This is a genomic window from Microbacterium yannicii (genome assembly GCF_024055635.1).
Lineage (GTDB): Bacteria > Actinomycetota > Actinomycetes > Actinomycetales > Microbacteriaceae > Microbacterium > Microbacterium yannicii.
This window is the reverse complement of sequence record NZ_JAMXMB010000020.1, coordinates 63,116-72,896: the sequence shown is the minus strand read 5'-3', so window position 1 is coordinate 72,896 and position 9,781 is coordinate 63,116. Positions and strand designations below refer to the sequence as shown.

Sequence of the window (9,781 nt, the reverse complement as noted above, 5' to 3'; positions counted from 1 at the left end):
GCAGGACGACGCGGTGTGTCAGTCCGTGACGACAGGTTCGAGGCTGGTGAGAACCAGCACCGTCGTCCGCGAGCGCGTCGAGAGCGTCGCGTACGGGTCGTCTTCGGTGGGCCAGCCGGTGAACCGTGCGGTGCTCGCCGCACCCCACTCCGGGCCGGGGAAGAGCGGCGCAACAGGTGCGACGTCGGCGAAGAGGGCCTGCAGCTCGTTCATGATCTCGTGCTGCGTGGGTTCGTCGGATGCCGCGGCGAACTGCGCGAGGAGAGCGTCGGCCTCTTCGCTGCCGAAGCGGTGGTAGTTGTCGAACGTCTGCTCGCCGACGGGCTTGACCGTCTCGGTCGACATGACGCCGCGGTAGAACTGGTACGGCGTCGGCGCGTTCGCGCTCCAGACGATGCCGGACTCGAAGGTGCCGTTCTCATACCCCGCAACGACATCGCCCCAGTCCTTCGCGGCGACCGTGACCGTCACGCCGAGCTCGGCGAGGTTCTGCGCGATGACGTTGCCCACCGACACCCAGTCGCTCGAGGTGGAGCCGACCGAGAAGTCGAAGGCGAACGGCGATCCGTCGGGAAGGAGGCGCTCGCCGTCTGCGCCGAGGGTGATGCCCGCGGCATCCAGGAGCTCTCCCGCGCCTTCGAGATCGCGCTCCGTCCACGTGCACGAGTCCACGACGGCCTCGTCGCGCCAGGCGTCGTAGGATCCGGTCAGCCCCGTGCAGTCGGCAGGGAAGGTGTAGCCCTGCATGCCGATCTCGGTGACCTGCTTGCGGTCGACAGCCATCGACAGCGCCTTGCGCACGTTGGCATCGTCGAACGGCGCCTTGGCGGTGTTGAACTGCCAGTTGATCATCGATCCGGTCGGCGGGAACCAGAAGAACCGGTGGTCGGGGTCCTTCGCGACGTAGGCCTCGTCGATGTTCGGAATGAACTGGGGAGCCCAGTCGACGTCGCCGTTCGCGGCGGCGAGGTTCGCGCCGTCGTTGCCGGAGAACGCGAGCATACGGATGCCCTCGATCTGCTGCTTCTCGGGCTGCCAGTAGTTCGGGTTCTTACCGAGGTCGAAGGACTGCGCCTGGAAGTTGGTGACCTCTGTGTACGGCCCCGTCCCCACGGGTTCTTCGTTGGCGAACTTGGTGGGGTCGTCGACGTCGTTCCAGATGTGGGCGGGAGCGATCACCTGCTGGCCGATATCGAGCAGCGCAGGAGAGAACGGCTCGTTGAAGTCGAACTGAACCGTCAGCGGGTCGACCGCTGTCACGGACTCGATGTAGTCGAATCCGCCGCGGACCTCCCGCTGCAGGTCGAACGACACCACGACGTCGTCGGCGACGAACGGCTCACCGTCTGACCACTTGACTCCGTCGCGCAGGTGGTAGGTGATGCCGGTGCTGTCGGGCGCGACCTCCCATTCCGTCGCCAGCCACGGGGTGGTCGATCCGTCGGCGGGGTTGTAGACGAGCATCGACTCGTAGATCGCCTGCTGCGTCATCGGGAACTCGGGGTTGGCGAACGGGTTGAAATTGCGGTCGAACGTCCCCATGTCTTCACGGGGGATCGTCAGCAGCTGGGTACCGTCCAGCGAGTCCGCGGACTCGCTTCCGCCGGCGCTGCAGCCCGAGAGCGCGAGCGCGGCGGTCGCCGCCACCGTGACGGCGATGAGCGCCGCTTTGCGGTGAACTGTCATGATGAGGGTGTTCCTTTCTTCTTCGTTGAAGCCGAAGGGGCTGCGCGTCGGACGAGATGTCCAGTCACACCGACGCGCGTTCTAGGAGCGGGCAGTCGACCGTCACGGTTCCCGTGCCGGTCGACTGACCCGCGATGATCGCGGCGAGGAGGTCCACGCCGCGTGCGCCCATCTGTTCGAAGGGCAGTGCCACCGTCGTCAGGCCCGGTCTCAGGTAGGCCGCGATGAGCTCCTGATTGTCGAACCCGATGACGGCGATGTCCTGGGGAATGCGCAGGCCGCGTTCTTTGATCGCGTCGTATGCACCCATCGCCATCCGGTCATTGGCGCAGAAGATGGCGGTCGGCGGATCGGTGAGATCCAGGAGAACGGATGCTGCCGCATATCCGCCGTCGGCGGTCGCGTGCCCCGAGATCTCCAGGTTCTCGTCTAGCGCGATCCCGGCCTCGCGCAGCGCCTCGTGATGGCCGACCCGCCGGCCGACGGCGGCCGGGATGTCGGGATCGAGGTTGATGAACCCGATCCGGCGGTGCCCGGATGCGAGGAGGCGCTCGGTCGCCCGACGGCCACCCGTGCGCTCGTCGGGGACGATGGCCGGATACCGGCCCTCGACATCGAAGCAGTTGACGAGAACGGTCGGCACTTCGCGTGCGATCTCGGGAAGCTCGACTGCTCGATGCCAGGTCGCGGCGTACAGGAGTCCTTCGACGCGCTGCTCGAGCAGCCGTTCGATGGCAGCCGTCTCTGCGGCGGGGTCGGACTCGATGGACGCGATCAGCAGGTACTTCTCATCGACGAGGGCGCGATCCTGCGCGCCCTTGATGATGTCCACGGCGAACGGCGCCGTCACGATCTCCGTGACGAGGCCGTACCAGTCGCTCTGCTTCTTGGCGAGTGCGCGCGCGCCCGCGTTCGGCCGATAACCGAGTTCGGCCGCGGCGGCCAACACGCGATCGCGGGTGTCCTCCGCGATGCTGACCGAGCGTCGATCATTGAGCACGAACGAGACTGCCGAACGCGAGACACCGGCGTGACGCGCGACATCCGCCATCGTCACCGCCCGTCGGGTCGTCTCTGACATCTCGTCTTCCTCCATTGGATGCGCGGCGAACTAACGCGCGTGAGTTCGGGGTGATTGGAGACTAACGCGAGTTAGCGGCTGGGCGCAACTCTTTCTTCGAAGACCTATCGGCGAGCGCCGCGCAGCAGGGAAGGCCGAGTCAGTGCTCCGCCCGGCAGCGAGCGGTGCGGAGCGGCTTTGCCTGACCGCTATGAGCCCGCGGGCACCACAGCGCGCCGCTGGCCATTGGTCGCCATGTGGCGGGCGTCAAGGGTTGGTCGAGTTCTCAAGCCAAGAGCTGCACGGCCTGTTCGGCGGCTGATGCGAGTTCGGGGTGAACATCAACAGGCGGTGCATCGACTCGTCGGGCGGGGTGGCGATACCACCCGTGATCACCCCTCCCAAGGGATGCTCCGATCGGCGATGTGCGCGGACGTTCCCGCATCATCGAGGAGCCGGGCCAGGACACGGCGGGTGTTGGCGAGCATCTCCGCTCCGACGAGCGACTGCAGGTGCTCCTCGAACTGGAGGCGGGCACCCCTGGCCAAGCGGATCACTTCTCGCCCTCGTTCGGTGAGTGCCACCGTGCGAGCGCGCCGGTCATCTGGCGCGACCTGCCTCGTGACGAGCCCGAGGCGCTCCAGCTCCGCCACGTGCTTCGATGCTCCCTGCTGCGTGATGCGCAGATCGGCGGCCAGCGCCGTGACCGTCTGATCACCGGCCAGCAAGCGCTGGAAGATGAAGCCGTGTGCACGGGTGACGTTGTACCCGTGTGCTGCCAGCGCCGTGACGACGGCGCGGTTCGCCAGCGAACCGGCGAGCGACAGCAGCGTCGCGGTATCCAGATCGCCGGCGACCACGGGCGACGAGAGACCTGAGTCGCTGTCCATGCCGTCTTCCTCCGTCACGACGCCTAGATTACACAACCATGGTTGTGTAATACTCCTCGCATGAGCGGAACGAACCCGACGACAGCGCGTGACGACGTCGAACAGCTTGTGCGCGACTACTACCGGGTCGTCTCGGATCTGTCCTCCCGCGACGACGATCTTCGCCGACTGCTCGCGGACGATGTCACCATCACCGAACACCCGAACGCCCTGGTCCCCCGCGGTGCGCAGCGTGACCTGGCCCAAACTCTGCGGGGGTTCCAGCGCGGCAAAGCGCTCTTGCGGGAACAGACGTTCACCGTTCATGACGTCATCGTCGACGGGGACCGGGCGGCCGCGCGGGTGACCTGGCGCGGAGTGGTCGGCGCCTCGGCCGGCCCGTTCTCGGCGGGTCAGGAACTCACCGCGCACGTCGCGGCGATTCTCACCATCCGTGACGGCGCGATCGTGGCGCAGGAGACCTTCGACTGCTACGAGCCCTTCGCCCCGTGAAGGGGCATCGGTCTCGCGGCGCCGGGTCGAACGCGTCACCGCGGACGAAGGAGATGGCCCATTCCCACAAGAACCCGAGCAGGGAGCGACGTCATGGATGCCGCTCCCCGATGACTGTCGACGGTCCGGACGTGGCCGACCGGTGCCAGCGACGGGATGGCGAAGGGCTTGCGGCTACGCGGCTTCGGCATGGCTCTGGCACTCGATGCACGCCGCCGCGTATGGGAGGACCTCGAGCCGCGCGGCCGCGATCGGCCGACCGCACCGGGTGCACAGCCCGTAGGTACCGGCAGCGATCCGGTTCAGCGCCGCGGTGATCTGCCCGATCGCAACGCGGTGGGATGCCGACGTCTGGTAGGCGACGGGATCGACGCTCGGCAGGGCGAACGGCTGGAGCTCCTCGAGGACGGCGAGCCGTTCCTCGAGCTGCCGCTCGAGCTCGCGCTGGACGCCGCCGAGGGCGATGGAGTCGGTGGTGGGGATCTTCATGGTTGTGCTCCTCGGGTACAAAAAAAGCGCCGCATGTGCGACGCGCTGTTGTCCGGTTGGACCGATGGATGGAATCGGTCCTACGGGGGCGCGACGCGACGGGTGGACTGCACGAACAGTCCATCCGCGCCGGTCCGCCGGGGCGGCAGGACCTCGTGTCGGGCACCCGCGATGTCGACCACTGCCGTCACCACGGAGGCGTCGGTGAGACGCTCCGTACGGTGCTCGTGGACGATCGTGATCATGGCCATCACCATAGCCCGGTTCCAGAAAAAGGCAAGTCAGCGGGATTTCCATGCCTCAGTGCACGGAATTGACTTCCGCTGGAAGACGGCTATGGTCGGGGGTTCACCCGCCAGCCAACCAGGGGAAGCGAGTCATCATGTCAGGAAGATCACCGCGAGCACACGCCGGGAAGAAGGTCGCCCAGTCATCGCTCAAGGAGAAGCGCGCCGAGAAGCGCTCGGCCCAGGAGTCACGGGCGTTCGTCAAACCACGCAAGGGCGCGTCCGGTTGACGAACGACGCGGGCACCTCGTTGCGATGGGCCCGCGCACGCTCGGGACGCCCTACGGCTACTCCGCGAGCACGCGGTCCAGCTTCGCGAACGTGCGTCGCCAGCCATCGGCGTAATCGTGATCCGAGCCGCCCCGAAGCTCGCCGTGAACGAAGCGCATCCGCGTCCCGGTGTCATCCGTCGCGAAGACCACGCTCACCCGTGACGGGGGGTTGGTCTCGCTGAGCCACGACCACGTGAACTCCAACTCGGTCGGTTCCTCGACGCGGAGGTACTCCCCCGTGCTGGTGTGCACGTCGCCGCTGGAGTCCTGGAACGAGATGGCGAAACGGCCGCCCGGTCGCACGTCGAGCGCTGCGGACGTCACGACGCCGTCGGGATCGGAGCCCCACCAGCGACTGACGATCGCCGGATCCGTCCACGCCCGCCACACGGCGCTCTGGCCGGCATCGAAGTGGTGATAGACGGTGATGGATGACGCGGGCTCCTCGGCCATGCGACGAATCGTATCGCCGACCCTCGACATCGTCGCCCGAATCGAAGGACGATGACGGATGCCGCAGCCCTGGGCTGCGGCATCCGTCATCGCTTCTCGCAGCGCGGCCCGCCGGTCACCACGCGGTCGCGCTGTGCGAGGTCACTTCACGAGGAACGCCAGGATGTCGGCGTCCAGCTGCTCCTGGTACTCCCCCGCGATGCCGTGGGGAGCGCCGGCGTAGACCTTCAGCTCGCCGTGCTTGACGAGCTCGATGCTCTTGACCGCGGCATCCGCGATCGGCACGATCTGGTCGTCGTCGCCGTGCGCGAGGAGGATCGGCACGTCGAGCGCCTTCAGGTCTTCGGTGAAGTCCGTCTCGGAGAACGCGGCGACGCAGTCGTAGGCAGCCTTGAGGCCCACGAGCATGCCCTGGCGCCAGAAGTCGTCGCGCGCGCCCTGCGACACCTTCGAGCCTTCGCGGTTCGCGCCGAAGAACGGCACGGAGAGGTCCTGGTAGAACTGCGAGCGGTCCTTCAGCACGCCCTCGCGAATCGCGTCGAACGCCTCGATCGGCAGGCCGTCGGGGTTCGACTCCGACTTCACCATGACGGGCGGCACCGCGCCGGCCGTCACGATCTTCGCCACCCGGCCGACGCCGTGCTGCGCGGCGTACCGCACGACCTCGCCGCCACCGGTGGAGTGGCCGATGAGCACGATGTCGTGCAGGTCGAGCTGCTCGACGAGCTCGGCGAGGTCACGCGCGTAGGTGTCCATGTCGTTGCCCTGCCAGGGCTGCGACGATCGGCCATGACCGCGGCGGTCGTGCGCGATGGCGCGGTAGCCGTGGTCGGCGAGCAGCTTCAGCTCGACCTGCCAGGCGTCCGAGCTCAGCGGCCAGCCGTGGCTCAGGATGACCGGCTGTCCCGAGCCCTGGTCGGTGTAGTAGATCTGCGTTCCGTCTGCGGTGGTGATGTACGGCATCAGTGTGCTCCGTCTGTTGTGATGAGTGGATGGGTCGGGTGCGGGGTCACGCCAGCTCGGCGATGGCGTCGGTGATGACGGCCGCGACCTCGGCGGGATGGGTCTGCATCACGAGGTGCGGCGCATCGATCTCGACGACCTTGCGCACGCCGGCGCGCTGGTAGCCGAAGCGCTCGACATCGGGGTTGATGGTGTGGTCGGCGCTCGAGACGATGCCCCACGAGGGCTTCGTCTTCCATGCGGCGACCGGAGCCGGCTCGCCGAATGCGACCGCCGAGAGCGGGCGCTGCGAGACGGCGAGAACGCGAGCCGTCTCGGGGTCGACACCGGCGGCGAAGACCTGCGGGAAGGCGTCGATCTTGACCGAAACGTCGGTGCCGGGCTCTCCGCCGTCGACGGGGTAGGGCGCGTACACCAGGTTGGCGGCGAGCTCGGAGTCGGGGAAGCCGCCCTGCAGCTGCCCCAGGCTCTCGCCCTCGTCGAGCGCGTAGCCCGACACGTAGACCAGACCGACGACGTTCTCGGCGACGCCGGCGACCGTGATCACGGCACCGCCGTAGGAGTGGCCGGCCAGCAGCACCGGGCCGTCGATCTGCTCGACGAACGACTTGAGGTACGCCGAGTCGCCCGAGAGGCTGCGGTTGAAGACGGGCGGCACGAGGACGGTGTAGCCGTCGTCGAGGAGGCGACGCGTGACGGGCGCCCAGCTGGCGGCGTCGGCGAAGGCGCCGTGGACGAGCACGATGGTGGGGGAATCCGACATGGGTTCTCTCTTTCTCTGTGGTGCCGGGCGGCGGGATAGGAGAACCGTCCGGCGGGGATTTTGCAGAGAGGCGCAACGCTGAGACCCTCGGACTGTGGTCAGTACGTGCAATTCGAGTCCATCGCCCCGCTGGGCACCACGAAGTTTTCACGCAGATTCGAATCCGCAGCTTTCCCGCCGATGAACTCAGCGGTACCTCTGCAAGAACTGCTCCGACAGCACCGCCGTGACGCCGACCTCACGCTCGAAGGACTCGCCGAACGATCTGGCGTGAGCGACCGCACCATCAGCGACATCGAACGCGGCATCAGCCTCGGTCCGCGCCGCGGCACGATGCTCGCCCTTGCCGATGCGCTGAAGCTGCAGGCCGGCGAACGCGAGCGGTTTCTCGCATCTGCCCGGGCCGGCAGAAAGCCGGCCACGCCCGACGCTCGCTCCGTCGACATCGAACCGCACCGCCTCGCGGACTTCACGGGCCGGGAGTCCGAGATCCTCAGCGTCGTCGCGCAGCTGGACCCCACCGGTGCGGCCGGCGGTCCCGCGGCGCCCGTCGTGCTGCACGGCGCCCCCGGAGTGGGAAAGACCTCCATCGCGATCGAGGCGCTCCACCGCTGCGCGACGCTTGCGCCCATACGGCTGTTCGTCGACCTCGGCGGGCTCGATGCCGTGCCTCTGACGCCGCTGCAGGTGCTGCAGGCGCTGCTCCGGCAGCTGACAGGTGATCCCGATGTGCCCAAGAAGCTGGGCGAGGCAGCGGCGGCTTGGCGTACGGCGGCCGAGGCGTCCGCTGTCGCCATCCTGCTCGACGATGCCGCGAACGAAGCGCAGGTGCGGCCCGTGCTGACCTCGGCGGGCCAGGGCGCCGTCGTGGTCACGTCGCGTCGCGCACTCGCCGGACTCGAGTCGGCCCGGCGGCTCACGATCGGTCCGCTGCCCCGGCAGGAGGGCATCGCGTTCCTCCGGCGGATCATCCCCGCCGCGCAGGCGGAGACCGGCGACCTCGACGAGCTGGCCCGATTCTGCGACGACATCCCGCTCGCCCTCCGCATCGCGGGCAACCGCCTGGCGACCCAGCCGTCGTGGACGGTCGAGGACTTCCTGCGACGGCTGCGCAGGGAAGAGCGACGCCTGAGCGCCCTGGCCGCCGGCGACCTCGCCATGGAGTCGACGTTCGCGCTCTCGTACGAGCACCTCTCGGCACCCGCCCGAACCCTGTTCCGCCGGCTGTCGCTCGTCGACGGTCCCTCGTTCGACGCCCGGCTCGCGGGCGCGGTCGGCGACCTGGATGTGGACGAGGCCGAGGACCTGCTCGACGGACTCGCCGGTCTCGGGCTGGTGGAGACGCTCCGCGGCGACCGCTACCGCCTGCACGATCTGCTGCGCCTGTACGCGGCATCCCGGCTCCGCGCGGAGGAGACCTCAGACGCGATCTCGGCGGAACGGCGCCGGCTGCGGGGCTGGCTGCTCGCCACGGCGCTCACCGCCGGCTCGCGATTCGAGCCGCGGCCGCCCGATGCGCCGCCGGTGGACGGCCGGCTCACGTTTTCGTCGAACGACGAAGCGCGGGCCTGGCTGATCACCGAGGCGGAGCACTGGTTCGCGGCGTACCAGGCGGCGGCCGCCCGCGGGGACCACGCCACGGTGCTGACGGTCGCCGACTCGCTGCACTGGTTCTCGGACCTCTGGCGTGCCTGGGGACGCTGGCACGAGGTCTTCGCCACGTCTGCGGCAGCGGCCGCGGCGCTCGACGACCCGGCGCAGCAGGCGCGGCATCTCGGGTACCTCGCATGGGCGCAGCTCGTCGAGACCTTCGATCCCGCGCAGGCGCGCACCACGGCCGATGCGGCCCTGCGCGCCGCGCGGCGTGCCGGCGATGTGCAGCAGAGCGGCTGGGCGAACTTCTACCTCGCTTGGAGCATGCTGAACGTGCGCGAGTTCGATGTGGCCCACGGATATGCGGATGCCGCGGTGCACGACTTCGCCGCCGCCGGCGATGTCGAAGGCGAGCTGCAGGCGCGTTCGATCGGGGCGAGCATCCGCAGCCGCTACGAGCCCGAAGCGGCCATCGGCGAGCACCGCGAGCTGCTCGAGTTCGTGCAGCGCGTCGGCGACGAACTGCCGGCCAGCATCCGTGGTCTGACGGAGGCCAACGCCCACGCGGTCATCGCCTACGGGCTGCTGCAGCTCGATCGGCACGAGGAGGCTCTCGCCGCGGCATCCGCTGCTCTGGCGATCGGTTCGTCGGCGGAGTTCCAGAGCGGGCACGCCTCGGCACACCGGCACCGTGGTCTGGCGCAGCTCGGGCTGGGTCGCGTGGACGAGGCGCGCGCCGACCTGGCGACCGCGCTCGCGCTGGGAGCCGGGGCGCGCTCCGCCGCGTGGCTCGACGAGGTCCGTGCCGCGTTGGACGCCATCCCGGGGTGACG

At 68.7% G+C, this 9,781-nt stretch carries 10 protein-coding genes; 2 read left to right on the top strand and 8 right to left on the bottom strand.

The features are described 5' to 3' along the window. Positions 1-18: 18 nt before the first annotated feature. From NCG93_RS08770 to NCG93_RS08760, 3 genes are all read right to left on the bottom strand, one after another. Positions 19-1,686 carry an ABC transporter substrate-binding protein gene (locus tag NCG93_RS08770; RefSeq protein ID WP_194414368.1) on the bottom strand — a complete coding sequence of 556 codons (1,668 nt, stop codon included), beginning with the start codon at positions 1,684-1,686 and terminating at the stop codon, positions 19-21. Between the two features lie 64 nt (positions 1,687-1,750). After that, the gene (locus NCG93_RS08765) at positions 1,751-2,767 is read right to left on the bottom strand and encodes a LacI family DNA-binding transcriptional regulator (RefSeq protein WP_241741871.1); all 1,017 of its coding nucleotides are present in this window, start codon (positions 2,765-2,767) and stop codon (positions 1,751-1,753) included. 371 nt (positions 2,768-3,138) lie between these two features. Next, positions 3,139-3,636, bottom strand: a complete 498-nt coding sequence (locus tag NCG93_RS08760; protein ID WP_194414369.1) for a MarR family winged helix-turn-helix transcriptional regulator — start codon at positions 3,634-3,636, stop codon at positions 3,139-3,141. 60 nt (positions 3,637-3,696) lie between these two features. Here NCG93_RS08760 and NCG93_RS08755 point away from each other — a divergent pair, with 60 nt between their 5' ends. Continuing rightward, positions 3,697-4,128, top strand: a complete 432-nt coding sequence (locus tag NCG93_RS08755) for a nuclear transport factor 2 family protein (protein ID WP_194414370.1) — start codon at positions 3,697-3,699, stop codon at positions 4,126-4,128. A gap of 174 nt (positions 4,129-4,302) precedes the next feature. Here the strand turns inward: NCG93_RS08755 and NCG93_RS08750 are convergent, their stop codons facing one another. The 5 genes from NCG93_RS08750 to NCG93_RS08730 all read right to left on the bottom strand — a co-directional run bounded on the left by NCG93_RS08750 (position 4,303) and on the right by NCG93_RS08730 (position 7,355). Further along, positions 4,303-4,617 (bottom strand): TraR/DksA family transcriptional regulator, encoded by a 315-nt coding sequence (locus tag NCG93_RS08750; RefSeq protein ID WP_194414371.1) that lies wholly within the window; start codon positions 4,615-4,617, stop codon positions 4,303-4,305. A gap of 80 nt (positions 4,618-4,697) precedes the next feature. Next, positions 4,698-4,862, bottom strand: a complete 165-nt coding sequence (locus tag NCG93_RS08745) for a hypothetical protein (RefSeq protein WP_194415022.1) — start codon at positions 4,860-4,862, stop codon at positions 4,698-4,700. A 329-nt stretch (positions 4,863-5,191) separates the two neighbouring features. Continuing rightward, positions 5,192-5,629 (bottom strand): SRPBCC family protein, encoded by a 438-nt coding sequence (locus NCG93_RS08740; RefSeq protein ID WP_194414372.1) that lies wholly within the window; start codon positions 5,627-5,629, stop codon positions 5,192-5,194. Between the two features lie 141 nt (positions 5,630-5,770). Next, the gene (locus tag NCG93_RS08735; RefSeq protein ID WP_194414373.1) at positions 5,771-6,592 is read right to left on the bottom strand and encodes an alpha/beta fold hydrolase; all 822 of its coding nucleotides are present in this window, start codon (positions 6,590-6,592) and stop codon (positions 5,771-5,773) included. A 46-nt stretch (positions 6,593-6,638) separates the two neighbouring features. After that, on the bottom strand, positions 6,639-7,355 hold the full coding sequence (locus tag NCG93_RS08730; RefSeq protein ID WP_194414374.1) for an alpha/beta fold hydrolase: 717 nt from the start codon (positions 7,353-7,355) through the stop codon (positions 6,639-6,641). Between the two features lie 180 nt (positions 7,356-7,535). On the opposite strand from NCG93_RS08730, the gene NCG93_RS08725 reads away from it, so the two are divergent. Further along, complete coding sequence (locus tag NCG93_RS08725; protein ID WP_194414375.1) at positions 7,536-9,779, top strand: helix-turn-helix domain-containing protein; 2,244 nt, start codon at positions 7,536-7,538, stop codon at positions 9,777-9,779. Positions 9,780-9,781 lie beyond the last annotated feature (2 nt).

Excerpts from the sequence above, each read along its gene's own strand:
- NCG93_RS08770 (WP_194414368.1), bottom strand. The coding sequence starts at position 1,686 with ATGACAGTTCACCGCAAAGCGGCGCTCATCGCCGTCACGGTGGCGGCG.
- NCG93_RS08745 (WP_194415022.1), bottom strand. The coding sequence starts at position 4,862 with ATGATCACGATCGTCCACGAGCACCGTACGGAGCGTCTCACCGACGCC.
- NCG93_RS08765 (WP_241741871.1), bottom strand. The coding sequence starts at position 2,767 with ATGTCAGAGACGACCCGACGGGCGGTGACGATGGCGGATGTCGCGCGT.
- NCG93_RS08735 (WP_194414373.1), bottom strand. The coding sequence starts at position 6,592 with ATGCCGTACATCACCACCGCAGACGGAACGCAGATCTACTACACCGAC.
- NCG93_RS08750 (WP_194414371.1), bottom strand. The coding sequence starts at position 4,617 with ATGAAGATCCCCACCACCGACTCCATCGCCCTCGGCGGCGTCCAGCGC.
- NCG93_RS08725 (WP_194414375.1), top strand. The coding sequence starts at position 7,536 with ATGAACTCAGCGGTACCTCTGCAAGAACTGCTCCGACAGCACCGCCGT.
- NCG93_RS08760 (WP_194414369.1), bottom strand. The coding sequence starts at position 3,636 with ATGGACAGCGACTCAGGTCTCTCGTCGCCCGTGGTCGCCGGCGATCTG.
- NCG93_RS08730 (WP_194414374.1), bottom strand. The coding sequence starts at position 7,355 with ATGTCGGATTCCCCCACCATCGTGCTCGTCCACGGCGCCTTCGCCGAC.
- NCG93_RS08740 (WP_194414372.1), bottom strand. The coding sequence starts at position 5,629 with ATGGCCGAGGAGCCCGCGTCATCCATCACCGTCTATCACCACTTCGAT.
- NCG93_RS08755 (WP_194414370.1), top strand. The coding sequence starts at position 3,697 with ATGAGCGGAACGAACCCGACGACAGCGCGTGACGACGTCGAACAGCTT.